Origin of the sequence: Pseudomonas sp. NBRC 100443 (genome assembly GCF_030268185.1) — a bacterium.
Taxonomy (GTDB): domain Bacteria; phylum Pseudomonadota; class Gammaproteobacteria; order Pseudomonadales; family Pseudomonadaceae; genus Pseudomonas; species Pseudomonas citronellolis.
On sequence record NZ_BSQE01000031.1, the window covers coordinates 32,458 to 58,191 of the forward strand.

Sequence of the window (25,734 nt, forward strand, 5' to 3'; positions counted from 1 at the left end):
TGACGATCAAACGAAGGGTTGGATCAGGCCGCCACAGGAGCTTCAGCAGGCTTGACCGCGTCTTCGTAGGATACCTGCTTATCGGTCACTTTGGCCTTCTGCAGGACAGTATCTACAACTTGTTCTTCCAGTACAACCGAGCGCACTTCGTTCAGTTGCTGGTCGTTCTTGTAGTACCAGGCGACCACTTGCTCGGGCTCCTGGTAGGCCGAAGCCATCTCTTCGATCATCTCGCGAACGCGGGCTTCGTCGGCCTTCAGCTCGTGCTGCTTGACCAGCTCGGCGACGATCAGACCCAGGACCACGCGGCGCTTGGCCTGCTCTTCGAACAGCTCGGCCGGCAGTTGCTCGGGCTTGATGTTGCCGCCGAACTGCTGGACGGCCTGCACGCGCAGACGGTTCACTTCGTTGCCGATCAGGGCCTTGGGCACTTCGATCGGGTTGGCGGCCACCAGACCTTCCATCACCTGGTTCTTCACCTTGGACTTGATGGCCTGGCGCAGTTCGCGCTCCATGTTCTTGCGAACTTCGGCGCGGAAGCCTTCCAGGGTGCTTTCCTTGATGCCGAACAGGGCGAAGAACTCTTCGGTCAGTTCCGGCAGCTTGGGCTCGCTGACAGTGTTCACGGTGACGGTGAACTCGGCGGCCTTGCCGGCCAGGTCGAGGTTCTGGTAGTCCTCGGGGAAGCTCAGGTTGAGCACGCGCTCTTCACCGGCCTTGGCGCCGACCAGGCCTTCTTCGAAGCCCGGGATCATGCGGCCGGAGCCCAGCACCAGCAGGGTGCCCTTGGCCGAACCGCCGGCGAAGGCTTCGCCGTCGATCTTGCCGACGAAGTCGATGTTCACCTGGTCGTCGTTCTGCGCGGCGCGCTCGACGGCCTCGAAGCGGGTGTTCTGCTTGCGCAGGATTTCCAGCATGTTGTCGACGTCGGCGTCGGCCACGTCGGCCTGCAGGCGCTCGACCTCGATGCCGTCGAAGCCGGCAACCTGGAATTCCGGGAAGACTTCGAAGGTGGCCACGTATTCCAGGCCCTTCTCCTTCTCGAACACTTTCGGCTCGACGGACGGAGCGCCGGCCGGGTTCAGCTTCTGCTCGACCACGGCTTCGTAGAAGGTTTCCTGGATCAGGTCACCGAGGGCTTCCTGACGAGCGGCGGCTTCGTAGCGCTGGCGGATCACGCTCATCGGCACCTTGCCGGGACGGAAGCCGGGAACCTTGGCGCGACGAGCGGTCTGCTGCAGACGCTTGTTGACTTCGGTCTCGATGCGCTCGGCCGGCACGCCAACGGTCATGCGGCGCTCAAGAGCGGAGGTGCTTTCAACGGAAACTTGCATGGATATTCCTCGTGGCACAGACGTAAGCCGGTCCTTCCGGCTCCCAGAATCAAGGGCAAGCATTCTAGTCACAAGAAATGCAGAAGTCACCCAGGCTGAAAGCGGCGGAAATACTCGGGCTGCGAGAGCTTCTGGAAAAGAATGGTGCGGACGGAGAGACTCGAACTCTCACAGCTTGCGCCACCGGAACCTAAATCCGGCGTGTCTACCAATTTCACCACGTCCGCAGGGAACCGCAGAAACGAAAACGCCAGGCTCGGGGCCTGGCGCTTCGGAATATGGGGTGGACGATGGGAATCGAACCCACGACACCAGGAGCCACAATCCTGTGCTCTACCAACTGAGCTACGCCCACCATATTACATGCTTCACCGAACGCCAGTATGGCGCACCCGGCAGGACTCGAACCTGCGACCATCCGCTTAGAAGGCGGATGCTCTATCCAGCTGAGCTACGGGCGCTTTAGTGGCTGCAACCCTTGCTAAGCAGATCAGTGGAAACCACTGAACCGGTTTGCACTGCCTTGGCTTTCTTGCTTCAGGCTGTGCTCGGCAAGCGGGGCGCATGTTAGCGGCGAGCCCTACCCTCGTCAACGGTTTTTTCAAAAAAATTTCAAAGAGATAAAGGAGTTACGGCAAATCGGGGACGGCCCGCCTTTGCCTTATGTGGACGGCGTGCGAAAATGCGCGTCCTTTTTTCCCCGTCTCTATGGTTGCTCCTCCGACATGACCGCACAACTGATCGACGGCAAAGCGATCGCCGCCAGCCTCCGCCAGCAGATAGCCCAACGCGTCGCCGAGCGCCGCCAGCAGGGGCTGCGCATTCCCGGCCTGGCGGTGATCCTGGTCGGCAGCGATCCGGCTTCCCAAGTCTACGTCGCGCACAAGCGCAAGGACTGCGAGGAAGTAGGCTTCCTGTCCCAGGCCTACGACCTGCCGGAAAGCACCACCCAGGAAGAACTGCTGGGCTTGATCGACCGCCTCAACGCCGACCCGGCGATCGACGGCATCCTGGTCCAGCTGCCCCTGCCCGCCCACCTCGACGCCTCGCAGCTGCTGGAGCGCATCAACCCGGACAAGGACGTGGACGGCTTCCACCCGTTCAACGTCGGCCGCCTGGCCCAGCGCATCCCGCTGCTGCGCCCGTGCACCCCGAAAGGCATCATGACCCTGCTGCAAAGCACCGGCGCCGACCTGTACGGCATGGACGCGGTGGTGGTGGGCGCCTCCAACATCGTCGGCCGCCCCATGGCCCTGGAGCTGCTGCTGGCCGGCTGCACCGTGACCGTCACCCACCGCTTCACCCGCGACCTGGCCGACCACGTGCGCCGCGCCGACCTGGTGGTGGTGGCTGCCGGCAAGCCGGGCCTGGTCAAGGGCGAGTGGATCAAGGAAGGCGCCATCGTCATCGACGTGGGCATCAACCGCCAGGCCGACGGCCGGCTGGTGGGCGACGTGGAATATGAAGTGGCGGCCGAGCGCGCCAGCTGGATCACCCCGGTGCCGGGCGGCGTAGGCCCGATGACCCGCGCCTGCCTGCTGGAGAACACCCTGTACGCTGCGGAAGAGCTGCACGCGTAACAGCCTTGCTCCAGCAAAAAAAGGCCGCATCTGCGGCCTTTTTTTCATGGCGCGCCCAGGCCCTGCCTGCGATTCGCGCGCAGGGCGCGCTCCTACATAGGAATGGAGCGGTGGGGCAGCGGATCTCATCCGCGAATCGCGCCGGAACGCCCGGCTATCGCGGACAAGGTCCGCTACGTTGCAGCCCCGCAGGATGGGTCGAGCGAAGCGATACCCATCGCCGTGACCGCATGGGTTTCGCCAAGGCTCAACCCATCCTACGAAAAGCGCTTCGGTGCAACCGGCAAGACAATTGCTCCTACGGTTCCAGGAAGCACGGCTTTTCGTAGGATGGCGTTGAGCGAAGCGATACCCATCACCACGGCAGCATGGGTTTCGCCAAGGCTCAACCCATCCTACGAAAAGCGCTTCGGTGCAGTCGGCAAGACAGTTGCTCCTACGGCTCCAGGAAGCATGGCTTTTCGTAGGATGGCGTTGAGCGAAGCGATACCCATCACCACGGCAGCATGGGTATCGCAAGCTCAACCCATCCTACGAAGAGCACCTCGGCGCAATCGGCAGAAAAAAAGGCCGCATCGGCGGCCTTCTTTCCTTTCAGCGGTGGATCACTCGGCCAAACGCCAGGTGGTGCCGCCCTTGCCGTCTTCGAGAACCACGCCCATGGCGGTCAGCTCGTCGCGGATGCGGTCCGACTCAGCCCAGTTCTTCGCCGCGCGGGCTTCCAGGCGGGCCTGGATCAGCGCTTCCACCTGGGCGGCGTCGACCTTGCCGGCGGCGCCGGCCTGGAGGAAGGCATCCGGCTCCAGTTGCAGTACGCCGAGCAGGCCGGCCAGCTCGCGAAGCTTCGCCGCCAAGGCCGCTGCGACCTGCAGGTCGGCCTCGCGCAGGCGGTTCACTTCGCGGGCCATCTCGAACAGCACGGCGACGGCTTCAGGGGTATTGAAGTCATCGTCCATGGCCGCGGCGAAACGCTCGGCGAAGGCTTCGCCACCGCTCGCCTCGACCTCGGGCAGGCCGCGCAGCGCGGTGTAGAAGCGCTCCAGCGCGCCCTTGGCTTCCTTGAGGTTGTCCTCGGAGTAGTTGATCGGGCTGCGGTAGTGGCTGGACACCAGCAGGAAGCGCACCACCTCGGGGTGGTACTTCTCCAGCACCTCGCGGATGGTGAAGAAGTTGCCCAGGGACTTGGACATCTTCTCGCCGTCCACGCGCACCGCGCCGGCGTGCATCCAGGTGGCCGCGTAGGGCTTGCCGGTGGCCGCCTCGCTCTGGGCGATCTCGTTCTCGTGGTGCGGGAACACCAGGTCCGGGCCGCCGCCGTGGATGTCGAAGGTCTCGCCCAGGCAGCAGGTGGACATCACCGAGCACTCGATGTGCCAGCCCGGGCGCCCGGCGCCCCAGGGCGATTCCCAGCTCGGCTCGCCCGGCTTGGCCGCCTTCCACAGCACGAAGTCCAGCGGGTCTTCCTTGGATTCGTCGACCTCGATGCGCGCGCCGATGCGCAGGTCTTCGATCTTCTTGCGCGACAGCTTGCCGTAGCCGACGAACTTGCCGACGCGGTAGTAGACGTCGCCGTTGCCCGGGGCATAGGCGAAGCCCTTATCGATCAGCGTCTGGATCATCGCGTGCATGCCGGCGATGTGGCCGGTGGCGCGCGGCTCGATGTCCGGGCGCAACACCGACAGGCGCGCCTCGTCCTCGTGCATCGCGGCGATCATGCGTTCGGTCAGGGCGTCGAAGGGCTCGCCGTTCTCCTGGGCGCGACGGATGATCTTGTCGTCGATGTCGGTGATGTTGCGCACGTAGGTCAGCTCATAGCCGCGCTGGCGCAGCCAGCGGGCGATGACGTCGAAGGCGACCATGACGCGGGCGTGGCCGATGTGGCAGAAGTCGTACACGGTCATGCCGCACACGTACATGCGCACCTGGTTGCCGACCAGCGGCTGGAACGGCTCCTTGGCCTTGCTCAGGGTGTTGTAGAGGGAAAGCGCCATTTACTGCCCCCAGGAATCGCGCAGGGTCACGGTGCGGTTGAAGACCAGGGCGCCAGCCTTGGAATCCTTGCTGTCGGCGCAGAAGTAGCCTTCGCGCTCGAACTGGAAACGGTCCTCGGCGCCGGCGCTGGCCAGCGACGGCTCGGCGCGGCAACCCTTGAGCACCACCAGGGAGTCGGGGTTGATGTTGTCGAGGAAGCTGCCGCCCTCTTCGGACTTTTCCGGGTTGGCCGAGCGGAACAGGCGGTCGTACAGGCGCACTTCGCACTCGACGCTCTCGGCGGCCGGCACCCAGTGGATCACGCCCTTGACCTTGCGGCCTTCCGGGTTCTTGCCCAGGGTGTTCTCGTCGTAGCTGCAGCGCAGTTCGACGATGTTGCCGGCGGCGTCCTTGATGGCTTCGTCGGCGCGGATCACGTAGCTGCCGCGCAGGCGCACTTCGCCACCGGGGACCAGGCGCTTGTAGCCGGCCGGCGGGACTTCCTCGAAGTCGCCGGCGTCGATGTAGATCTCGCGGCTGAACGGCAGCACGCGCACGCCCATGTCCTGCTTCGGATGGCGCGGCAGCTCGAGGTTCTCGACCTGGCCTTCCGGGTAGTTGGTGATGACCACCTTCAGCGGCTTGAGCACGCACATGGCGCGCGCGGCGTTGGCGTCCAGGTCGTCGCGGATGGCGAACTCCAACATGCCGATGTCGACCACGCCACCGGCGCGGTTGACGCCGATCATGTCGCAGAAGTTGCGAATCGAGGCCGGGGTGTAGCCGCGGCGGCGGTAGCCGGAGAGGGTCGACATGCGCGGGTCGTCCCAGCCGTCCACGTGGCCTTCGTCGACCAGTTGCTTGAGCTTGCGCTTGCTGGTGATGGTGTAGTTCAGGTTCAGCCGGGCGAACTCGTACTGGCGCGGCTGCGCCGGCACCGGCAGGTTGGCCAGGAACCACTCGTACAGCGGGCGATGGTCCTCGAACTCCAGGGTGCAGATGGAGTGGGTGATGCCCTCGATGGCGTCCGACTGGCCGTGGGTGAAGTCGTAGCTGGGGTAGATGCACCACTTGTCGCCGGTCTGGTGGTGGTGGGCGTGGCGGATGCGGTAGAGGATCGGGTCGCGCAGGTTGATGTTCGGCGAGGCCATGTCGATCTTCGCCCGCAGCGACTTGGCGCCGTCGGGGAACTCGCCGGCCTTCATCCGCGCGAACAGGTCGAGGTTCTCTTCCACCGAGCGCTCGCGGAACGGGCTGTTCCTGCCCGGCTCGGTCAGGCTGCCGCGGTATTGGCGCATTTCCTCGGCATTGAGGTCGCAGACGAAAGCCTTGCCGGCCTTGATCAGGTCCACCGCCCAGGCGTGCAACTGGTCGAAATAGTCGGAGGCGAAGCGCACCGGGCCGGCCCACTGGAAGCCCAGCCACTTCACGTCGGCCTCGATGGCGTCGATGTATTCCTGGTCTTCCTTCGCCGGGTTGGTGTCGTCGAAGCGCAGGTGGCAGTCGCCGCCGAAGTCACGGGCCAGGCCGAAGTTCAGGCAGATCGACTTGGCGTGGCCGATGTGCAGGTAGCCATTGGGCTCCGGCGGGAAGCGGGTGACGATCTTCTGGTGCTTGCCGCTGTCCAGGTCTGCCTGGACGATGGGGCGCAGGAAGTTGGCGGCGACAGTGGCTTCTTTCGAATCGGCGGTGGGCTTGCTCATGGTGTCCTTGATCGTTACTGACGTTCGGCCAGGGTAGGCCGGCCAAACCAAAGCGCTTATCATAGCCGAAGCTGTCAACCCCCTGACAGGCCTTCGATTTTCCCGACAGAGTGGAATCCCCTCATGATCAAGCTGCACACCAACCATGGCGTCATCACCCTGGAACTCTTCGAAGACAAAGCCCCGGAGACCGTGGCCAACTTCAAGGAGTACGTGAAGAGCGGTCATTACGACAACACCATCTTCCACCGCGTGATCAACAACTTCATGATCCAGGGCGGCGGTTTCGAGCCGGGCATGAAGCAGAAGAGCACCCGCGCCCCGATCAAGAACGAGGCCAACAACGGCGTCGGCAACAAGGTCGGCACCGTGGCCATGGCCCGCACCATGGAGCCGCACTCGGCCAGCGCGCAGTTCTTCATCAACGTCGCCGACAACGACTTCCTCAACCACAGCGCACCGACCGTGCAGGGCTGGGGCTACTGCGTGTTCGGCCAGGTAGTGGACGGCATGGACGTGGTCAACAGGATCAAGGGCGTGGCCACCACCATGCGCGCCGGCCACCAGGACGTGCCGAGCGAAGACGTGATCATCGAGAAGGCCGAGATCGTCGAGTGAGTCGATGAGCGTCCTGTTCATCTCGGACCTGCATCTGGAAGCGGAACGCCCGGACATCACCCGGGCGTTCTTGCATTTCCTCCGCAGCCGCGCCCGCCAGGCCGAAGCGCTCTACATCCTCGGCGACTTCTTCGAGGCCTGGATCGGCGACGACGGCATGGACGAGTTCCAGCACTCCATCGCCCGCGCCCTGCGCGAACTGGCCGACAGCGGCACGCGCATCTACCTGATGCACGGCAACCGCGACTTCCTGATCGGCAAGGCGTTCTGCCGCGAAGCCGGCTGCACCCTGCTGCGCGACCCCAGCGTGATCCGCCTGAACGGCGAGAAGGTGCTGCTGATGCACGGCGACAGCCTGTGCACCCTGGACGTCGGCTACATGAAGCTGCGCCGCTGGCTACGCAATCCGGTCTCGCTGTTCATCCTGCGCAACCTGCCGCTTTCCAGGCGCCACCAGTTGGCGCGCAAGCTGCGCAAGGAAAGCCGCGCGCAGACGCGCATGAAGGCCAGCGAGATCGTCGACGTGACGCCGGACGAGGTGCTCAAGGTCATGCGCCAGCATGGCGTGCGCACCCTGATCCACGGCCACACCCATCGCCCGGCGGTGCACGAGTTGCAGCTCGACGGCCAGCCGGCCCGGCGCATCGTCCTCGGCGACTGGGACCGTCAAGGCTGGGCCCTGCAGGCCGACGCCAACGGCCTGCACCAGGCGCCCTTCAGTCTCGAAGCGGGGCCGTCCGGCCACTGACGCGGATCAACTTCATGGCCCCGGGCCAGCAGCTATGCTCAATCCATCCATAGCCGCATCGTCCGGGATCGCCATGAAAAAATACCTGCTGCTCGCCGCTTGCCTGCTCGCCCTCGCCGGTTGCTCCAGCGAGTACATCATCAGCACTGCCGATGGCCAGATGATCACTACCGACAACAAGCCGAAGCTGGACAAGGCCAGCGGGATGATTCGCTTCGAGGATGCCGAGGGCAAGGAGCAGATGATTCCGCAGTCGCAGATTCGGCAGATCATCGAGCGCTGAAGGCGCCCCCCATTGCATGGGGCGTTATCCACCAATCGCGGACGCCCGTGCTTTGCAACTGTCTTGCCGGCTGCACCGAGACGCTCTTCGTAGGATGGGTTGAGCCTTGGCGAAACCCATGCGGTCGTGATGATGGGTATCGCTTCGCTCAACACCATCCTACGCGGCGTCGTGTTTGCCGGTGAGGTAGGAGCAACTGTCTTGCCGACTGCGCCGGGGTGCGCCTCAACGGATGGATTGAGCTTGCGAAACCCATCGGGCCATGGTGATGGGTATCGCTTCGCTCAACGCCATCCTACGAAAAACCGTGCTTTCCCGGAGGTGTAGGAGCGGACTCCGTCCGCGATTGGGCCCGCCGGCCACGCTGGGTTATCCGGTAGCACCGAGCCCCTTCACCCCAACCTGGAAGCCAAAGGCCTCAAGCCACCCGCGGCACACCGCTATGAAAGCGGAACTCCCCATCCGGCGAACTGATGAGAGCCGCCTCAACCTCACGAATATCCTCCACCCGCCGCTGGATATCGGCCTCGTCGCCATACCGCCGCGCCAATGCCAGGTATCCCTGGAAGTGCCGCGCCTCGGACTTGAGCAGCGAACCATAGAACTTCGCCAGGTCCGCATCCAGGTGGTCGACCAGGGCGGCGAATCGCTCGCAGCTGCGGCATTCGATGAAGGCGCCGACGATCAGGGTGTCGACCAGCTTGTGCGGCTCGTGGTTGCGCACCGCCGCGCGCAGGCCCGAGGCGTAGCGGCCGGCGGAGATCGGCCGCAGGGCGATGCCGCGCTTCTTGAGGATCGCCAGCACCTGCTCGTGGTGGCGCAGTTCCTCGCGCGCCAGGCGCGACATGAAGTTCACCAGTTCCTCGTGGGCGCTGTACTTGGCGATCAGCGCCAGGGCGGTGCTGGCGGCCTTGAACTCGTTGTTCTTGTGGTCGATCAGCAGCACTTCCTGGTCCCGCAACGCGGCCTCGACCCAGGCATCGGGCGTGGCGCAACCGAGGAATTCGCGGATTTCGGACAACATGACGGGCTCCAGTCACTCATCGCCGCCGCGCAAAAGGGTTCGCCGGCGGCCAAAGGCGGAGCATTATACGAATGCAGCGGCGCACGGCCAGCGCCACACTTGATGCACCTCAAGAACCGCGCGGCCGGATCGCGTCTACAGTTGCTGCAAAGCAACGGCAAGTGCCAAGGGAGACGACCATGCAAGCCATCCGCAGCATTCTCGTAGTAGTGGCCCCCGACCAGCCCGACGGCCTGGCGCTCAAGCGCGCCAAGCTGATCGCCAGCGTCACTCAATCCCACCTGCACCTGCTGGCCTGCAGCAAGCAAGGCGACGCCGGCGCCCGGCTGGAGGAGCTGACCGCCAGCCTGCGCGAGGAAGGCTACAGCAGCAGTTGCCGGCAGGCCTGGCACGACAGCCTGCACGCCACCATCATCGCCGAGCAGCAGGCCGAGGGCTGCGGCCTGGTGGTCAAGCAGCACCACCCCGACAGCCCGCTGAAGAAGGCGCTGCTCACCCCCGACGACTGGAAGCTGCTGCGCTACTGCCCCGCTCCCGTGCTGCTGGTGAAGAGCGCCACGCCCTGGGCCGGGCGCAACATCCTCGCCGCGGTCGACGTCGGCAACAACGACGCCGAGCACCACGCGCTGCACGCCAATATCGTCAGCCACGCCTACGACATCGCCGGGCTGACCCACGGCCAGTTGCACGTGATCAGCGCCCACCCCTCGCCGATGCTGTCCGCCGCCGACCCGACCTTCCAGCTCAGCGAGACCATCGAAGCCCGCTACCGCGAGGCCTGCAAGGCGTTCCAGGCCGAGTACGGGGTGGACGACCAGCACCTGCACATCGAGGAAGGCCCGGCCGACGTGCTCATCCCGCGTACCGCGCACCAGCTGGACGCGGCGGTGACGGTGATCGGCACCGTGGCGCGCACCGGCTTCTCCGGCGCGCTGATCGGCAACACCGCCGAGGTGGTGCTCGATGCTCTGGAAAGCGACGTGCTGGTGCTCAAGCCGGACGAAGTCATCGCCCACCTCGACGAGCTGGCGGCCAAGGCCTGATAGCTAGGCGCCAGCCCCGGCGCCGAGCAGCGCCCGCAGGCGGACGCCCTCCGCCTTGCGGCAGTTCACGTGCACATCCTCAAGGCCCAGCCAGGTGGCCATCTCGCGCAACTGGCCGGCCAGCGCCAGCATCCCCTCCTCGCCCAGCGGCCGCTGCTCCTCGTGCACGGCATGGACCGCCAGGCGCCCCGCCGCCCGCTCGGCGCGCAGGTCGATGCGCGCCGCCAGGCGTTCGCCGAACAGGAAGGGCAGCACGTAGTAGCCGTAGACCCGCTTGTGCTGCGGGGTGTAGATCTCCAGGCGGTAGCGGAAGTCGAACAGCCGCTCGGTGCGGGCGCGTTCCCACACCAGGGAGTCGAAGGGCGACAGCAGCGCGCTGGCCGCCACCTTGCGCGGAATGACTGGTTCGCCGGCGACGTAGGCCGCCTGCGACCAGCCCTGCACGCGCACCTGGCGCAGCGCGCCGGCCTCGACCAGTTCGGCCAGGCGAGCCTTGCTGTCCGCCGGCTCCAGGCGGAAGTAGTCGCGCAGGTCGGTCTCGCTGGCCACGCCCAGGGCGTTGGCGGCATGCAGCAGCAGGCCGCGCTGGGCCTGCTCGGCCTCCAGTTCGGGCGCATCCAGCACGGCGGCGGGCAGCACCCGTTCCGGCAGGTCATACAGCCGCTCGAAACCTCGGCGCCCGGCCACCGTCACCTCGCCGGCGGCGAACAGCCATTCCAGGGCGTGCTTCTCGTCGCTCCAGTCCCACCAGGGGCCGGCCCGCTCGCTGCGGGTGGTCAGGCTGCCGGCGCCCAGGGCGCCCTGCTCGCGCACCGCCTGCAGCACGCGCTCGATCACCTCGCGGCGTTCCTCGCCGAAGCGCGCCAGTTGCTTGTAGATGCCCTGCCCCACGGCCGCGCGGCGCATGCGCCAGCGCATCAGCGGATAGAGTTCCAGCGGCAGCAGGGACGCCTCGTGGCCCCAGTACTCGAACATCCGCCGGTGTCGCCCGGCGCTCCAGGCCGCCTCGTCCAGCAGGGCCTGCGGGTAGCTGCCCAGGCGCGAGAACAGCGGCAGGTAGTGCGAGCGGGTCAGGGCGTTGACCGAGTCGATCTGCAGCACGCCCAGGCGTTCCAGCACCTGCTGCAGGTGCCGGCGCTGCACCTGGCTGCGCGGCCGCCGGCTGGCGAAGCCCTGGGCCGCCAGGGCCAGGCGGCGGGCTTGCTTGAGGGACAGGCTGTCGGTCATGGGCGCTTCCTGCTGGCTGGATCGAAGCCCTCGATCCTACGCCAAAGCCGCCAACGCCGACATCAGGCCGGCAGGGCTTGCGCGCTGGGCGCGGGGAACGGCCGGGCGATGCTGAAGGCTTCGGCGCTCGGCCCGTGCTCGGCCAGGCGCTGCAAGGCCGCGCGGGCCTGGGCCAAGGTCGGCAGTTGCCCGGCTGGCAGCCACCAGAGCGCCAGGCTCGGCCCCGGCAGCTTCTCCATCCAGTCCTTGCGCCGGCGCAGCACGCTCAGGTGCTCGCCGCCATAGACATAGTCGCGCAACGCATCCAGGGATTCCCAGAGCGACAGGTTGACGATGATCCGCGGGTCGGCGAAGGCCTGGACGCCGGTGGCGTCGCCCGCCTCGTCCTGCAGGCGCCAGATGAAGCCGGGGCTGGCCTCGGCCAGGGCGTTGATGGGCGCCAGCTGGTCGACGAAATCCTGCATCAGCGGGTGGTCGAGAGGGGCCCTGGCCCGGGCGATGTTGACCTGGGCCAGGTGGTAGCGGTGCGGCATGGGCCTTTCCTTGTGCTCGTGCGGATAGAAGGGGTTCAGCGACGCAGGTGATCGATCCAGAAGGGCTTTTCCGCCTCCTGCAGGATGTCGGCACGGCTCAGGCCGATGTCCTTGAGCGCCGCATCGCTGAGCCTGGCCAACTGCTCGCGCTGCCGGGCCAGTTCCCGCCAGCGGCGGATGCGGCCCAGCAGGCGCTGCCAGAAGGCCGCTCCGGCGTGCCGGCGGGTGAATGCCGAGGGTGTCATCACGAAACCGAATTGCGCTTTCATCGTGTCGTCCTCCCTGTGGGGTTGGCGCCAGTCTCGCGCCGGGCATAAGATCAATCCAACGAATCATTCTTATGCATCCCATCTTGGAGATTGATGTATGAGCACCTTCCCCAGCATCGACAGCGAACTGCTGCGCACCTTCGTCGCCATCGCCGATCACGGCGGCTTCACCCGCGCCGCAGAGATGGTCAACCGCACCCAGTCGGCGGTGAGCATGCAGATGAAGCGCCTGGAGGAAGACGTGCTGGAACGCACCCTGTTCGAGCGCGACGGCCGCCAGGTACGCCTGACGCCCGAGGGCCAGGTGCTGCTGGGCTATGCGCGGCGCATCCTGCGGCTGCAGGGCGAGGTGTTCAACACCCTGCGCCAGCCGCACATGGTCGGCGCGGTGCGCATCGGCACGCCGGACGACTACGTGATGCGCTTCCTCCCGGAAATCCTCTCGCGCTTCGCCCAGGCCTACCCGCTGGTGCAGGTGGAAGTGCATTGCGAGAGCTCCTCGCAACTGCTCACCCGCAAGGACCTGGACCTGACCATAGTCACCCGCGAGCCGGGCACCGAGATCGGCCAGTTGCTGCGCCAGGAGCCCTTCGTCTGGATGGCCGCGGAAAGCTTCTGCCCGCAGGAGCAGCGCCCACTGCCGCTGGCGATGTTCAACACCACCTGCTTCTGCCGCGCCTGGGCCTGCAACGCCCTGGAAGCGCTGGAGATCGACTACCGCATCGCCTACAGCAGCCCCAGCCTCTCGGCGCTGTTCGCCGTGGCCAGCGCGGGCCTGGCGGTCACCGCCCAGCTGCGCAGCCTGCTCACCGGCAACCTGCGCATCATCGGCGAGGAGGAAGGCCTGCCGGCCCTGCCCTCGGCGAGCATCGTGCTGCTGCGCAACCCGGCGCGGCAGTCGCCGGTCACCGACAAGCTGGCCGACTACATCGTCGAAGGCTTCGCCACCTGAGCCGGCTCACTGGCGCAGCAGAAGCAGCGCGCAAACTACCAGGAACAGGCTGAAGGCGAAGCGCAGGGCGCGCTCGGGCAGCGCGTGGGCCAGCTTCACGCCCCAGGAGATGCTCAGCAGGCCGCCGGCCGCGAGGCAAGCGCCCATGCGCCAGTCGACGTGGCCATGCAGCGCATAGGTGCCCAGCGCCACCGCGGTGCTCGGCGCGGCCAACGCCAGGGCCAGCCCCTGGGCCACCACCTGGGTGAAGCCGAACAGCGAAGTCAGCACCGGCGTGGCCAGCACGCCGCCGCCCACACCGAACAGCCCGCCCAGGGAGCCCGCGCCCAGGCCGAGGGCGGCGAACCAGGGCAGCCCCGGTGTTTCCTCGCGCGGCTGCGCCTCGCTGCGCTGGCGCAGCAGCAGGTAGCCGGCCAGGGCCAGCAGGAACACCACGAAGGCCGTGCGCATGTGCGCCGCGTCGATACGAAGCGCCAGGCTGGAGGCGAGAAAGGCGCAGAGCAGGCCGGTCACCGCAAGCACCGCCGCCTGGCCGGGATCGATGCGATTGCGCTGGTGATAACGGCGCAGCGCCAGCAGCACGTTGGGCACCACCATCACCAATGCCGTGCCCTGGGCCAGTTGCTGGTCGAGGCCGAACAGCACGCCCAGCGCCGGGATCGCCAGCAGGCCGCCGCCGATGCCGAACAACCCGCCCAGGCAACCCAGGACCAACCCCAGGACGAAATCCAGCCCCATCTCCAGCATGCGAACCTCCAAATACGTCGAGGCCATGCTAGAAAACCGCCGCTGGATGGGAAACGCAAAGCCCAGCACAATGGCTTTGCGCTTTACGCATAGGCAAGCACCATGACCCCGACCGCCCTGGAAGACCAACTGGACCTGTTCCTCGACGTACTCGACAGCGGCAGCTTTTCCGCCGCCGCGCGCCTGCGCCAGCTCACGCCCTCGGCGGTGGCGCGACGCATGGATGCCCTCGAACGCGGCCTCGGCAGCCCGCTGCTGGCCCGCAGCACCCACGTGGTGCGCGCCACGCCGGCGGGCCTGGCCTTCGCCGAGCGCGCCCGGCGCATAGTCGAGGAACTGCGCCAGGCCCGCGCCGAGGCGGTGTCGCTGAGCACCGCGCCCGAAGGCCTGATCCGCATCGACGCGCCCGTGCCCTTCGGCCGCCGCCACCTGGCACCGGCCATCGCCGACTTCCTCAAGGCCAACCCCGGCCTGGACGTACAGCTGCGCCTGATCGACAGCTTCACCGACCTGCAGGGCGACAACCTCGGCCAGGTCGACCTGGTGCTACGCATCGGCCCGCTGCCGGACAGCCGCCTGGTGGCCACGCCGCTGGCGCCCATGCGCCGCATCGTCTGCGCCAGCGCCGACTACCTGGCCCGCCACGGCCGGCCGCGCTCGCCGCTGCAGTTGCCCGAGCACGTCGGCCTGGACTGGGAAGGCCTGGCGCCGCCGCTGGCCTGGCGCTTCGCCGTCGACGGGCGCCTGCAGCACCTGCGCCCACGGCGCCTGCGGCTGACCGCCAACAACGCGGAAACCCTGGTCGAAGGCGCCTTGCAGGGGCTAGGCGTGGCTCACCTGCCAACCTGGCTGTGCAGCGAATACCTGGTGCACGGCGAACTGCAGCCGCTGTTCTGCGAACAGGGCCTGCCGGAAGCCGAACCGGGCGGCATCCACGCCCTGCGCCTGGAGCGCGGCACCCACCCGCGCAGCCAGCGCCTGCTGGCCTTCCTCGTCGAGCGCTTCGGCTTCCCGCCACCCTGGGACAGCGCCCTCGCCGCGCACCTGGCAGACAAGGAACTGGCGAAGAAATAGCCAGCGCGCTAAATTAAGGCGCAATCATCTATTCGGAGGCCCGTCATGAGCCAACCCAAGGACGCCTGCGAATCGCTCAAGCTCGACAACCAGCTGTGCTTCGCCCTCTACTCCACCTCGCTGCAGATGACCAAGGTGTACAAGCCCCTGCTCCAGCAACTGGGCCTGACCTACCCGCAGTACATCGCCATGCTGGTGCTCTGGGAACAGGACGGCATCACCGTCGGCGAGATCAGCGCGCGCATGCTCACCGACCCCGGCTCCCTCACCCCGCTGCTCAAGCGTCTGGAAGGCGAAGGCCTGATCACCCGCAAGCGCAGCGCAAGCGACGAGCGGGTGGTCGAACTGCGCCTGACCGACAAGGGCCGGGAGCTGCGCCAGCAGGCCGAGAGCATCCCGGCCTGCATCCTCGCCGCCAGCGGCCTGTCCCTCGAAGAACTAGGCAGGCTGAAGAACGAACTGGTGGACCTGCGCGGCAGCCTGCAAGTCTCGGACTAGGCGCTTATTCCAGGATCGCGAATACCTTATCGCGAATTCTTCCAATAAATATCTTGCGCGCAAAATAACACAGGGCTAACTTCTGTCTCACGCATTTAGTTAGTGCGCAAAATTTTAACGAACAAACAGACATCCGGAGACACCGCCATGCAAACCATCAAAGCCCTCTACACCGCCACTGCCACCGCGACCGGAGGCCGCGACGGCCGCGCCGTCTCTTCCGACGGCAACCTCGACGTGAAACTGACCACCCCGCGCGAACTGGGCGGCCAGGGCGGCGCCGCGACCAACCCCGAACAGCTCTTCGCCGCCGGCTACTCGGCCTGCTTCATCGGCGCGCTGAAGTTCGTCGCCAGCCAGAGCAAGCGTCAACTGCCCGCCGACGCCTCCATCACCGGCAAGGTCGGCATCGGCCAGATCCCCGGCGGCTTCGGCCTGGAAGTGGAACTGAACATTGCCCTGCCGGGCCTGGAGCGCGCCGTCGCCGAGGAACTGGTGGCCGCGGCCCACCAGGTCTGCCCGTACTCCAACGCCACCCGCGGCAACATCGACGTGCGCCTGAACATCGCCGTCTGACCCACGCAGCCCAAGGAGACCCCGAACATGAAAGCGCTCAGCAAAACCCTCGCAGGCGGTCTGCTCGCCCTGGCCGTCGGTAACGCCTTCGCCGCCGGCAGCCCCGGCGTGCAGCACGACACCCAGGCCTTCCTCGAAGCCCTGCAGGCCGGCGGCGGCAAACCTCTGGAAACCCTGTCGCCGAAAGACGCCCGCGCGGTACTGAGCGGCGCCCAGGCCTCGGTGAAGGTCGACCTTTCCGGCACCAACGTCAGCGAGAAGACCATCCAGGCAGACGGCCAGCGCATCAAGCTGACCATCGTCCGCCCGGCAGGTGCCAAGGGAACCCTGCCCGCTTTCATGTTCTTCCATGGCGGCGGCTGGGTGCTGGGCGACTACCCGACCCACGCCCGGCTGATCCGCGACCTGGTGGTGAACTCCGGCGCGGTGGCGGTGTATGTCGACTACACGCCCTCCCCCGAGGCCCACTACCCGGTGGCGATCAACCAGGCCTACGCCGCCACCAGGTGGGTGGCCGAGCACGGCAAGGAAATCGACGTCGATGGCGCGCGCCTGGCGGTGGCCGGCAACAGCGTCGGCGGCAACATGGCCGCGGTGGTCGCGCTGATGGCCAAGGACAAGGGCACGCCCAAGCTGCGCTTCCAGGCCCTGCTGTGGCCGGTGACCGACGCCAGCTTCGAGACCGGCTCATACGGCCAGTTCGCCCAGGGGCACTTCCTCACCAAGCCGATGATGCAGTGGTTCTGGGACAGCTACACCACCGACGCCAAGCAGCGCGCCGAGATCTACGCCTCGCCGCTGCGCGCCAGCACCGAGCAACTGAAGGGCCTGCCGCCGGCACTGGTGCAGACCGCCGAGTTCGACGTGCTGCGCGACGAAGGCGAAGCCTACGCCCGTAAGCTGGACGCCGCCGGCGTGGCCGTCACCGCCACGCGCTACAACGGCATGATCCACGACTACGGCCTGCTCAACCCGCTGGCCAAGGTGCCCGCCGTGCAGGCCGCCATGCGCCAGGCCGGCGAGGAGTTGAAGGCGCACCTGAAGTAACCCGCGCCAGAACCGAAAAGACCCGGCATCTGCCCCCTCACCCCAGCCTTCTCCCGAAGGGAGAGGGGGCAGTTCGTGCCACCGGGGCGTCCGGCGTGGCCGGTGGTTCCAATCGCGGACGGAGTCCTTCCCGGCAACTTGTAGGAGCGGGCCCTGCCCGCGATTCGCGCGCAGGGCGCGCTCCTACAAGGGGAGCGAATCGCGGGCAGGGTCCGCTCCTACCCCCTCCGGCAAACACAAGACCCGTAGGATGGCGTTGAGCGAAGCGATACCCATCACCTGGACCGCATGGGTTTCGCCAAGGCTCAACCCATGCGTTGAGGCGCACCTTGGCGCAGCCGGCAAGACAGTTGCTCCTACGCCCGGGGGCGCCTGGTTCGGGCCTGCGTGGCGGGGAGTTCGCGAATGAAAAAATGCCGTTTCTCCCAGAAAGAGAAACGGCATTCTTTCTTGAGTGAAAAGCTCTACGGCATCTGCCGGGCTGTTTCACATCACGCGAAGGCTCAAGCCTTGACGCGGGACTTGTACTCGCCGGTGCGGGTATCGATCTCGATGGAGTCGCCGATTTCGCAGAACGCGGAAACCTGCAGCTCGGCACCGTTCTTCAGGCGGGCGGTCTTCATGACCTTGCCGGAAGTGTCGCCGCGAACAGCCGGCTCGGTGTAGACGATTTCACGAACGATGGTGGTCGGCAGTTCGACGGAGATCACCTTGTCGTTGTAGAAAACCGCTTCGCAGACGTCGGTCATGCCGTCTTCGATGAAGGTCAGCACGCCTTCCAGGTCGCCCTTCTCGATCTCGTACTGGTTGAACTCGTTGTCCATGAAGACGTACAGCGGGTCCGCGAAGTAGGAGTAGGTCACTTCCTTGCGGTCGAGGATGATCGGTTCCAGCTTGTCATCGGCCTTGAACACGGTCTCGGTGCCGGCGCCGGTCAGCAGGTTCTTCAGCTTCATCTTGACGACGGCGCTGTTACGGCCGGACTTGTTGAACTCGGCCTTCTGGATGACCCAGGGGGCGCCGTTGATGTTGGCAACCTGGCCTGCGCGGAACTCTTGAGCGGTTTTCATACGAATATCCGATTTGGATTGGAGACAAAAAACAGGGGACGTATCATAGCCAATTTGTATAAAAACGCACCAGCCCCGCGGCGAGATCCGGCTGTGCGGCATGCTTTTCGCTCCAGCGCAGCGCCCATTCCCGCCAGGCTCCGGCCCGCTGCTGCAGCGCCGCCCAGGCCGTCGCCGCATCGCCAAGGCCGTTCCAGGCGTGCCAGTAGGCCAGCAGGGCAGCCTCGAGCCCGGGCTCCATGCCCTGGGTATAGATAGAGAGGAAGGCGTCCAGCTTCTCCAGGTGCACGCCCTCCTCCTGCTCATAGATGTGCCAGACGAATGGCCGCCCCGCCCAGAGCGCGCGGACGAAGGAATCCTCGCCGCGCACCGCGTTGAGGTCGCAGCTCCACAGCAGCAGGTCGTAGTCCTCCTGGCGGACGAACGGCAATACCTGCAGGCGCAGGTTGCCGCGCCGATGGCGGTCGCCCGGCGCCAGTCCCGGCAGGCCCAGCCAGTCGGCGACATCGCCCAGCACGCGCCCTTCCGGCACCAGCAGCAGCGTCGGCTGCGCGTCTTGCGCCAGCGCGTCCAGCCAGGACGCCAGCGCCGGGTTCTCGTAGGCGAACAGGGAAATCAGACGCTCCCTACCCTCCACTTCCACGCCAAGGGAGGCCAGGAATGCCCGGCGGCTGGCGTCGTCCGCCTGGAAGGCCCGGCGCCGCTCGATCAGCCCCGCCTCCCGCAGCAGGCCGCCGACGCCCGGCTGCACCCCGGGGAAATAGAAGTACTTCTGCAGGCCGTTGGCCTGCAGCGAAGGCAGGCCGTGGCAGGCAGCCACCCAGTCCTCGGCGCTGAGGTACTCCAGGTTCAGCCACAGCGGCGCCACGGCGCGCTCGCGCATGGCCGCCACATAAGCCGGCGGCAATGGGCAGGCGAATGCCTCGATAACTACGTCGGCGGCCGGCGTGTCTTCCCAGCGCGCGGGCCAGTGGCGGACTTCGACGCCCGCCTGGCGCTGGCCGGGCAGCGCCGGATCGGCCCCGGGGCACAGCCGCGCGAAGGCATTCAGGTCGTCCACCCACAGGCGCACCGCCTGGCCATGCTCGCCGGCGAGCTGGCGCGCCAGGCGCCAGGTCACGCCGATGTCGCCATAGTTGTCCACCACGCAGCAGAAGATGTCCCAGCTCGCCATCGCACTCGCCTTTGGAAGGAAGCCGCCAGTTTAGCAAGGCGGGCCGCCCCGGTTTCCCCTCGACGTCCTTAAGCCGATGAATCCGTTGAAAAAACATTTGCCTTTCGGAAAACCTTTGAGTAAAGTGCGCGCCTCGACAGACACAGCGCTGTCGAAACCCTGGTGAGGTGTCCGAGCGGTTGAAGGAGCACGCCTGGAAAGTGTGTATACGGGAAACCGTATCGAGGGTTCGAATCCCTCCCTCACCGCCAGATCAAAAAGCCCGGCTGACTGATGAAGTTAGCCGGGCTTTTTCGTTCCAGCGCGTTGCACTCGCAATGCACCCTTGCAATTGGCGACACAGTTAGTCGCCATTAGTTCCCAGCAGACTTTCGTCCTATCGCGTTTTAGCATTACTTCGGACGTCTATACTCGGATATTCCGCCCTCGCCTCGGCTCCTCCCAACAGCCCCGCTGTAGGGCAGTCGCGGACACTTGCACATTTTTTGCACAACTACCGGGCAATTAAGAGTTCAAGCAGGCCCGGCATGAAAAAAAAGTGCCGTACTTGCGCTTGGTCAGTTTACTTACTACAAGTAATGAGTACTATGTAGTCCGGCTAATTTCCCAGTCCCATGGGGAATTGCTTTAATGGAAATGTCCACCTTAAGGGGAACACGATGAACAACGTTCTGAAATTCTCTGCTCTGGCTCTGGCTGCTGTTCTGGCCACCGGTTGCAGCAGCCACTCGAAAGAAACCGAAGCCCGTCTGACCGCTACTGAAGACGCCGCTGCCCGTGCCCAAGCCCGCGCTGACGAAGCCTATCGTCACGCTGACGAAGCTCTGGCCGCTGCTCAGAAAGCCCAGCAGACTGCTGACGAGGCTAACGAGCGCGCTCTGCGTATGCTGGACAAAGCCAGCCGCAAGTAATAGATCCTCGGATCTGTTCGAAAAGCCGACCTCTCGAGGTCGGCTTTTTTATTGCCCGGACTTTCTCCTAGGCAATGAAAAGCCCGCGGACCTTGCGGTCGGCGGGCTCGGCACAACGGCGCAGGCGTCAGGGCATCTGCACGGTGGTGTTCTCGCTGGCAGCCACCGAGGAACCGGGCTGCTGCGGCATGGCGATGGCCACCGGCAGGCCGTCTTCGGCGGCCACCACTTCGCGCACCACGTTCCAGTCCATCTGCATCTGGTTGGCGATGTCTTCGCGCTTGAGCAGCGCGTTGATCACCGCGGTGTGCTTGTCCACGACCGAGGGATTGCCGTGGTCGTCGATCGGCGTATGGGCCTCGAGGTAGATCTTGCCTTCGCTGCGGCCGAACTTGTACGGCTCGTTGATGATGCGCACCGAAGTGCCCACCGGCACCATCGGGAACAGCTCGGTCACGTCGCCGTTGTACATGCGGAAGCAGCCGTGGCTGGTGCGGGTGCCGATGCCGAACTTCTTGTTCGAGCCGTGGATCAGGTAGCCGGGAACGCCCAGCGACATCTTGAACGGGCCCAGCGGGTTGTCCGGCCCCGGCGGCACCACGGTCGGCAGCGGGTCGCCGTCGGCGGCGTGCTCGGCGCGGATCGACGCCGGCGGGTACCAGGCCGGGTCCTTGGTCTTGGCGACGATGCTGGTGTGGGCGATGGGCGAGCCCCAGCCCTCGCGGCCGATACCCAGCGGGTAGGTGTAGACCACGTTCTTGCCTTTGGGGAAGTAGTACAGGCGGTACTCGGCGATGTTGATCACGATGCCTTCGCGCGGGCCCGGCGGCAGGATGAAGCGCGTCGGGATGATGACCTCGGTGCCCACGCCGGGCAGCCAGGCGTCGACGCCCGGGTTGGCGGCGAGCATCTCCTGGTAGCCCAGGTCATAGGTCTGGCCGAGGTCGGCGAAGGTGTCTTCGTACTTGGCCTTGATGACCTGCACCTGGCCGACGATATCCTCGCCGGGCGCCGGCAGCGGCAGCTCGAGGGCGGAAACGGGGCCGGCCGAGAGCAGCGCGGCAAAAGACAGCGAGCAGGCGGCGATAACACGCGACAACATCCGGAGATCCTTGGCGAGAGCACAGTTGACAGAGGGGGCGGTAGTGTACCACTCAGACCCTATTTTCCGGGAGAGTTCACAATACCCAGGAAAATCGTTGCCCGCGTTTTTCCTGTTCCAGGCGTTTCAGGCATTCCGGGCACAGCCGCCGGTCGCGCAGCTGCGGTCGCCGGGCCTCGCGCCAGAGCGGTTGCGCCGGCAGCAGGCCGCCGCACAGGGTGCGGTCCGCGGGGGAGCCGAGCTCCAGCTGCCGGGCGACGAGATGCACGCGCACCTCGCGGCAGGCGAACAGATCGAGCTGGGAATCGGGTTCGATCAGCTGGTAGGCGAAGAGGGTCCAGGCGGGGCGGGACATGGCGGCTCCTGAAGGGTGCGCAAACATAGCGGAAAGCCCCCGCGCGGGGAAGCCTTCCGACAGCCCGGCGATCAGAGCAGCGGCTTGAGCTGCGGCCAGACGTTCTCCAGCAGGCGCGGCTGCGCGGCCACGGCCGGATGGATGCCGTCGGCCTGCATCATCTGCGGCACGCCGCCAACGCCGTCGAGGAAGAACGGCACCAGCGGCACCCCGCCCTGCTCGGCGACCTGCTGGAACACCCGGGCGAAAGCCTGGGTATAGCGTTCACCATAGTTGGGCGGCAGGCGCATGCCCAGCAACAGCACCTTGGCCCCGGCCTGGCGCGAGGCCGCGACCATCGAAGCAAGATTCTGTTGCAATTGCTGCGGCGCCTGCCCGCGCAGGCCGTCGTTGCCGCCCAGCTCGATCACCACGACGCTGGGCTTCTCCCCGGAAAGCAGCGCCGGCAGGCGCGCCAGGCCACCGGCGCTGGTGTCCCCGCTGACCGAGGCGTTGACCACCCGGTAGTCGAACCCCTCGTCCTTCAGCCGCTGTTCCAGCAGGCTGACCCAGCCGCGGCCGGTATCCACCCCCAAACCGGCGCTGATACTATCGCCGACGACCAGCAGCGTCTGCGCCGCGGCTTGCTGGGCGACCAGCAGCAACGCCAGGCAGACGCTCGATAGCCATGCACGCATCGGACCCTCCATGAGCGAAAGCATTCTCACCGCGCGCAACCTTAGCAAGGTCGTTCCCAGCGCGGAAGGCGAGCTGACCATCCTCCACGACCTCTCCCTGGCCCTGCAGCGCGGCGACAGCCTGGCCATCGTCGGCAGTTCCGGCTCCGGCAAGTCCACCCTGCTCGGCCTGCTGGCCGGGCTCGACGAGCCCAGCGGCGGCAGCGTGGAACTGGCCGGGCACCGCCTGGGCGAGCTCGACGAGGACCAGCGCGCGCGGGTGCGCGCCGCCCACGTCGGCTTCGTCTTCCAGTCGTTCCAGTTGCTCGACAGCCTTGACGCCCTGGAGAACGTCATGTTGCCGCTGGAACTGGAGGGCCGCAGCGACGCCCGCGAGCGCGCCCGCACCCTGCTCGAGCGCGTCGGCCTGGGCCAGCGCCTGACCCACTACCCGCGCCAGCTCTCCGGCGGCGAGCAGCAGCGCGTTGCCATCGCCCGCGCCTTCGCCGCCGAACCCGACGTGCTGTTCGCCGACGAGCCCACCGGCAACCTCGACAGCACCACCGGCGAGCGCATCAGCGACCTGCTCTTCGAACTCAACCGCGAGCGCCGCACCACCCTGGTCCTGGTCACCCACGACGAGCGCCTGGCGCACCGCTGCCAGCGGCAGATCCGCCTGGAAAGCGGCCACCTGATCGACCACGCGGAGCCCTGAGCCGATGAAATCGCTGCCGCTGTCGCGCCTGTTCGGCCTGGCCCTGCGCCAATTGCTGCGCGAGTGGAGCAGCGGCGAGCTGCGCGTGCTGTTCTTCGCCCTGCTGGTGGCGGTGGCCGCCAGCTCCGCCATCGGCTACTTCAGCGCGCGATTGAACGGCGCCATGCTGGTGCGCGCCTCGGAATTCCTCGGCGCCGACCTGGTCCTCAGCGGCACCCAGCCGGCCGCGCCGGAGCAGATCGACAGCGGCAACCGCCTGGGCCTGAAGCACGCCTACAGCGTCGAGTTCTCCAGCGTCATCGCCACCGACCAGGGCATCCAGCTGAGCAGCGTCAAGGCGGTGGACGACAGCTACCCGCTGCGCGGCGAGCTGAAGAGCGCGGCGGCGCCCCTGGAACCGGAACGCGCCGGCGGCCGGCCGCAATCCGGCGAGGTCTGGGTGGAGTCGCGGCTGCTCACCAGCCTCGACCTGAAGGTCGGCGACAGCATCGAGATCGGCCGCCAGGCCCTGCGCATCGCCCGCGTGCTGACCTACGAACCGGACCGCGCCGGCGACTTCTACAGCCTCACCCCGCGGGTCATGATGAACCTGCACGACCTGGAGGTCACCGGCGTGGTCCAGCCCGGCAGCCGGGTGCGCTACCGCGACCTCTGGGAAGGCGACGGCCAGGCCCTGCAGGCCTACCGCCGCGCGGTGGAGCCGGGGCTTGCGGCGAACCAGCGGCTGCTCGACGCGCACCACGGCAACCGCCAGATCGGCGACGCCCTGGAACGCGCCGAGCGCTACCTGAACCTGGCCAGCCTGGCGGCCATCCTCCTCGCCGGCGTGGCGGTGGCGCTCTCGGCCAACCGCTTCGCCGCCCGCCGCTTCGACGCCAGCGCCCTGCTCCGCTGCCTGGGCCTGACGCGCCGCGAAGCACTGCTGCTCTATGGCCTGCAGCTGTTCAGCCTGGGCCTGGCCGCCAGCCTGCTGGGCGCGGCGCTCGGCTACCTGGCGCAGCTCGGCCTGGTGACGCTGCTGGGCGACCTGCTGCCGCCGCAGATTCCGCCGGCCGGGCCGGTGCCGGCGCTGGCCGGCGTGGCCACCGGCCTGGTCGCCCTCGCCGGTTTCGCCCTGCCGCCGCTGGCCGCCCTGGGCCGGGTGCCGCCGCTGCGGGTGCTGCGCAGCGACCTGCTGCCGGTGCCCATGCGCAGTTGGCTGGCCTACGGCTGCGCGCTGCTGGCGCTGGGCCTGATCATGTGGCGGCTGAGCCTGGACCTGCGCCTGACCCTGGCCCTGCTGGGCGGCGGCGTGGTCGCCGCGGCCATTCTCGGTGCCCTGCTGCTGCTCGCCCTGAACGGCCTGCGCCGCCTGCTGTCGCGCGCCAGCCTGCCCTGGCGCCTGGGCCTGGGCCAGCTGCTGCGCCACCCGCTGGCCGCCGCCGGGCAAAGCCTGGCCTTCGGCCTGATCCTGCTGGCCATGGCGCTGATCGCCCTGCTGCGCGGCGAACTGCTGGACACCTGGCACGCCCAGTTGCCGGCCAACGCGCCCAACTATTTCGCCCTGAACATCCTGCCGGCGGAAAAGGACGCCTTCGAAGCCCGCGTGCGCCAGGTCTCGCCCAACGCCGAAGGGCTGTTCCCCATGGTCCCCGGCCGCCTGGTGGCGGTGAACGGCCAGCCGGTGCAGACGCTCAGCGAAGACGTGCGCAGCGAGCGCGCCCTGCAGCGCGACCTCGGCCTGACCTGGTCACAGAAGCTGCCCGCCGGCAACCAACTGGTGGCCGGGCGTTGGTGGGGCGACGCGCCGGCCGGCGAACTGCCCGGCGTCTCGGTGGAGGAAAAGCTCGCCGGCAACCTCGGCATCAAGCTCGGCGACCGCCTGAGCTTCAACGTCGCCGGGCAGACCCGCGAGGTGCAGGTGCAGAGCCTGCGCTCGGTGAAGTGGGACAACTTCCAGCCGAACTTCTTCATGGTCTTCCAGCCCGGCACCCTCGCCGACCTGCCGGTGACCTACCTGACCAGCTTCTACCTGCCCGCCAGCGACCAGCGCAGCGCCATCGAGCTGGCCCGCGCCTTCCCCACCGTCACCCTGCTGCCGGTGGACGTGCTGCTGGCGCAGCTGCGCAGCATCCTCGACCAGGTCACCCTGGCGGTGGAATACGTGCTGGTGTTCGTCCTCGCCGCCGGCTTCGTGGTGCTCTTCGCCGGCCTGCAGGCCACCCTCGACGAGCGCCTGCGCCAGGGCGCCCTGCTGCGCGCCCTGGGCGCCGAGCGCGAGCTACTGCAACGCACCCGGCGCAGCGAGTTCGCCCTGCTCGGCGCGGTAAGCGGCGTGCTGGCGGCCCTGGGCTGCGAGCTGATCAGCTACCTGCTCTACAGCCTGGTGTTCCAGCTGCCCTGGCATCCACACCCCTGGCTGCTCGGCCTGCCGCTGCTGGGCGCGTTGCTGGTGGGCGGCGCCGGGCTGTTCGGCACGCGCCGGGCGCTGACCCTGAGCCCGCTGCGCCTGCTCCGCGAAGGCTGATAGACTTCCTGGCCTGCC

At 66.9% G+C, this 25,734-nt stretch carries 26 protein-coding genes and 4 tRNA genes; 14 read left to right on the forward strand and 16 right to left on the reverse strand.

The features are described from left to right. Positions 1-23 precede the first annotated feature (23 nt). From tig to QSJ95_RS29285, 4 genes are all read right to left on the reverse strand, one after another. Positions 24-1,334 carry a trigger factor gene (tig, locus tag QSJ95_RS29270; RefSeq protein ID WP_009623462.1) on the reverse strand — a complete coding sequence of 437 codons (1,311 nt, stop codon included), beginning with the start codon at positions 1,332-1,334 and terminating at the stop codon, positions 24-26. A gap of 142 nt (positions 1,335-1,476) precedes the next feature. Then, positions 1,477-1,561, reverse strand: a tRNA-Leu gene (locus QSJ95_RS29275). Positions 1,562-1,613: 52 nt separating this feature from the next. Beyond that, positions 1,614-1,689, reverse strand: a tRNA-His gene (locus QSJ95_RS29280). Between the two features lie 29 nt (positions 1,690-1,718). Continuing rightward, positions 1,719-1,795 (reverse strand) — tRNA-Arg (locus tag QSJ95_RS29285). Positions 1,796-2,059: 264 nt separating this feature from the next. Between QSJ95_RS29285 and folD the strand changes: the two genes are divergently transcribed. Further along, positions 2,060-2,914, forward strand: a complete 855-nt coding sequence (gene folD / locus QSJ95_RS29290) for a bifunctional methylenetetrahydrofolate dehydrogenase/methenyltetrahydrofolate cyclohydrolase FolD (protein ID WP_285647142.1) — start codon at positions 2,060-2,062, stop codon at positions 2,912-2,914. Positions 2,915-3,519: 605 nt separating this feature from the next. On the opposite strand, the gene cysS is transcribed toward folD, so the two are convergent. Together cysS and QSJ95_RS29300 are read right to left on the reverse strand one after the other, a co-directional pair. Further along, the gene (cysS, locus tag QSJ95_RS29295; RefSeq protein WP_285647143.1) at positions 3,520-4,905 is read right to left on the reverse strand and encodes a cysteine--tRNA ligase; all 1,386 of its coding nucleotides are present in this window, start codon (positions 4,903-4,905) and stop codon (positions 3,520-3,522) included. After that, entirely contained in the window at positions 4,906-6,588 is a 1,683-nt protein-coding gene (locus QSJ95_RS29300) for a glutamine--tRNA ligase/YqeY domain fusion protein (protein ID WP_064582585.1), read from the reverse strand. It abuts the gene before it with no gap. Positions 6,589-6,711: 123 nt separating this feature from the next. On the opposite strand from QSJ95_RS29300, the gene QSJ95_RS29305 reads away from it, so the two are divergent. From QSJ95_RS29305 to QSJ95_RS29315, 3 genes are all read left to right on the forward strand, one after another. Next, positions 6,712-7,206: a peptidylprolyl isomerase gene (locus QSJ95_RS29305; protein ID WP_285647147.1), complete on the forward strand. Its 495-nt coding sequence runs from the start codon at positions 6,712-6,714 to the stop codon at positions 7,204-7,206. A 4-nt stretch (positions 7,207-7,210) separates the two neighbouring features. Then, the gene (gene lpxH / locus QSJ95_RS29310; RefSeq protein ID WP_064582584.1) at positions 7,211-7,954 is read left to right on the forward strand and encodes a UDP-2,3-diacylglucosamine diphosphatase; all 744 of its coding nucleotides are present in this window, start codon (positions 7,211-7,213) and stop codon (positions 7,952-7,954) included. A 73-nt stretch (positions 7,955-8,027) separates the two neighbouring features. After that, complete coding sequence (locus QSJ95_RS29315; RefSeq protein ID WP_285647150.1) at positions 8,028-8,237, forward strand: YgdI/YgdR family lipoprotein; 210 nt, start codon at positions 8,028-8,030, stop codon at positions 8,235-8,237. Between the two features lie 418 nt (positions 8,238-8,655). Here the strand turns inward: QSJ95_RS29315 and QSJ95_RS29320 are convergent, their stop codons facing one another. Further along, positions 8,656-9,261, reverse strand: coding sequence for a MiaE family protein (locus QSJ95_RS29320; RefSeq protein ID WP_285647152.1), 606 nt, complete (start codon positions 9,259-9,261; stop codon positions 8,656-8,658). Positions 9,262-9,440: 179 nt separating this feature from the next. On the opposite strand from QSJ95_RS29320, the gene uspL reads away from it, so the two are divergent. After that, the gene (gene uspL / locus QSJ95_RS29325) at positions 9,441-10,304 is read left to right on the forward strand and encodes a universal stress protein UspL (protein WP_009623480.1); all 864 of its coding nucleotides are present in this window, start codon (positions 9,441-9,443) and stop codon (positions 10,302-10,304) included. 3 nt (positions 10,305-10,307) lie between these two features. Here uspL and QSJ95_RS29330 read toward each other — a convergent pair whose 3' ends face one another. The 3 genes from QSJ95_RS29330 to QSJ95_RS29340 all read right to left on the reverse strand — a co-directional run bounded on the left by QSJ95_RS29330 (position 10,308) and on the right by QSJ95_RS29340 (position 12,333). After that, entirely contained in the window at positions 10,308-11,531 is a 1,224-nt protein-coding gene (locus QSJ95_RS29330; protein ID WP_285647154.1) for a winged helix-turn-helix domain-containing protein, read from the reverse strand. Between the two features lie 62 nt (positions 11,532-11,593). Continuing rightward, positions 11,594-12,064, reverse strand: coding sequence for a DUF3291 domain-containing protein (locus QSJ95_RS29335; RefSeq protein WP_285647155.1), 471 nt, complete (start codon positions 12,062-12,064; stop codon positions 11,594-11,596). Positions 12,065-12,099: 35 nt separating this feature from the next. After that, on the reverse strand, positions 12,100-12,333 hold the full coding sequence (locus QSJ95_RS29340; protein WP_009623489.1) for a DUF1127 domain-containing protein: 234 nt from the start codon (positions 12,331-12,333) through the stop codon (positions 12,100-12,102). Between the two features lie 97 nt (positions 12,334-12,430). Here QSJ95_RS29340 and QSJ95_RS29345 point away from each other — a divergent pair, with 97 nt between their 5' ends. Continuing rightward, on the forward strand, positions 12,431-13,285 hold the full coding sequence (locus QSJ95_RS29345; RefSeq protein ID WP_285647157.1) for a LysR substrate-binding domain-containing protein: 855 nt from the start codon (positions 12,431-12,433) through the stop codon (positions 13,283-13,285). Between the two features lie 6 nt (positions 13,286-13,291). Here the strand turns inward: QSJ95_RS29345 and QSJ95_RS29350 are convergent, their stop codons facing one another. Then, positions 13,292-14,032 carry a sulfite exporter TauE/SafE family protein gene (locus QSJ95_RS29350; RefSeq protein ID WP_061561159.1) on the reverse strand — a complete coding sequence of 247 codons (741 nt, stop codon included), beginning with the start codon at positions 14,030-14,032 and terminating at the stop codon, positions 13,292-13,294. Between the two features lie 102 nt (positions 14,033-14,134). Between QSJ95_RS29350 and QSJ95_RS29355 the strand changes: the two genes are divergently transcribed. The 4 genes from QSJ95_RS29355 to QSJ95_RS29370 all read left to right on the forward strand — a co-directional run bounded on the left by QSJ95_RS29355 (position 14,135) and on the right by QSJ95_RS29370 (position 17,227). Further along, positions 14,135-15,106 (forward strand): LysR family transcriptional regulator, encoded by a 972-nt coding sequence (locus QSJ95_RS29355; protein WP_285647158.1) that lies wholly within the window; start codon positions 14,135-14,137, stop codon positions 15,104-15,106. A 45-nt stretch (positions 15,107-15,151) separates the two neighbouring features. Next, positions 15,152-15,604, forward strand: a complete 453-nt coding sequence (locus QSJ95_RS29360; protein WP_285647159.1) for a MarR family winged helix-turn-helix transcriptional regulator — start codon at positions 15,152-15,154, stop codon at positions 15,602-15,604. A gap of 147 nt (positions 15,605-15,751) precedes the next feature. Then, positions 15,752-16,180: an organic hydroperoxide resistance protein gene (locus QSJ95_RS29365; RefSeq protein WP_009623499.1), complete on the forward strand. Its 429-nt coding sequence runs from the start codon at positions 15,752-15,754 to the stop codon at positions 16,178-16,180. Between the two features lie 27 nt (positions 16,181-16,207). Then, positions 16,208-17,227 (forward strand): alpha/beta hydrolase, encoded by a 1,020-nt coding sequence (locus tag QSJ95_RS29370; RefSeq protein ID WP_285647161.1) that lies wholly within the window; start codon positions 16,208-16,210, stop codon positions 17,225-17,227. A gap of 503 nt (positions 17,228-17,730) precedes the next feature. Here QSJ95_RS29370 and efp read toward each other — a convergent pair. Both efp and earP read right to left on the reverse strand, forming a co-directional pair. After that, positions 17,731-18,297, reverse strand: a complete 567-nt coding sequence (gene efp / locus QSJ95_RS29375; protein ID WP_009623501.1) for an elongation factor P — start codon at positions 18,295-18,297, stop codon at positions 17,731-17,733. A gap of 43 nt (positions 18,298-18,340) precedes the next feature. Next, positions 18,341-19,471, reverse strand: coding sequence for an elongation factor P maturation arginine rhamnosyltransferase EarP (gene earP / locus QSJ95_RS29380; RefSeq protein WP_285647163.1), 1,131 nt, complete (start codon positions 19,469-19,471; stop codon positions 18,341-18,343). A gap of 161 nt (positions 19,472-19,632) precedes the next feature. Here earP and QSJ95_RS29385 point away from each other — a divergent pair. Both QSJ95_RS29385 and oprI read left to right on the forward strand, forming a co-directional pair. Next, positions 19,633-19,722: transfer RNA gene (locus tag QSJ95_RS29385), tRNA-Ser, on the forward strand. A 408-nt stretch (positions 19,723-20,130) separates the two neighbouring features. Continuing rightward, positions 20,131-20,382, forward strand: a complete 252-nt coding sequence (gene oprI, locus QSJ95_RS29390) for an outer membrane lipoprotei OprI (protein ID WP_024128796.1) — start codon at positions 20,131-20,133, stop codon at positions 20,380-20,382. Between the two features lie 127 nt (positions 20,383-20,509). On the opposite strand, the gene QSJ95_RS29395 is transcribed toward oprI, so the two are convergent. From QSJ95_RS29395 to QSJ95_RS29405, 3 genes are all read right to left on the reverse strand, one after another. After that, positions 20,510-21,484: a L,D-transpeptidase family protein gene (locus tag QSJ95_RS29395; protein WP_009623505.1), complete on the reverse strand. Its 975-nt coding sequence runs from the start codon at positions 21,482-21,484 to the stop codon at positions 20,510-20,512. A 76-nt stretch (positions 21,485-21,560) separates the two neighbouring features. Beyond that, a complete protein-coding gene (locus QSJ95_RS29400; RefSeq protein ID WP_009623507.1) occupies positions 21,561-21,839 on the reverse strand; it encodes a hypothetical protein in 279 nt (92 codons plus the stop codon). A gap of 71 nt (positions 21,840-21,910) precedes the next feature. After that, positions 21,911-22,516, reverse strand: coding sequence for an arylesterase (locus QSJ95_RS29405; protein WP_058488971.1), 606 nt, complete (start codon positions 22,514-22,516; stop codon positions 21,911-21,913). A 10-nt stretch (positions 22,517-22,526) separates the two neighbouring features. On the opposite strand from QSJ95_RS29405, the gene QSJ95_RS29410 reads away from it, so the two are divergent. Together QSJ95_RS29410 and QSJ95_RS29415 are read left to right on the forward strand one after the other, a co-directional pair. Next, positions 22,527-23,210 carry an ABC transporter ATP-binding protein gene (locus QSJ95_RS29410; protein ID WP_061561154.1) on the forward strand — a complete coding sequence of 228 codons (684 nt, stop codon included), beginning with the start codon at positions 22,527-22,529 and terminating at the stop codon, positions 23,208-23,210. Between the two features lie 13 nt (positions 23,211-23,223). Further along, positions 23,224-25,716, forward strand: a complete 2,493-nt coding sequence (locus tag QSJ95_RS29415; RefSeq protein WP_285647188.1) for an ABC transporter permease — start codon at positions 23,224-23,226, stop codon at positions 25,714-25,716. Positions 25,717-25,734: the final 18 nt, after the last annotated feature.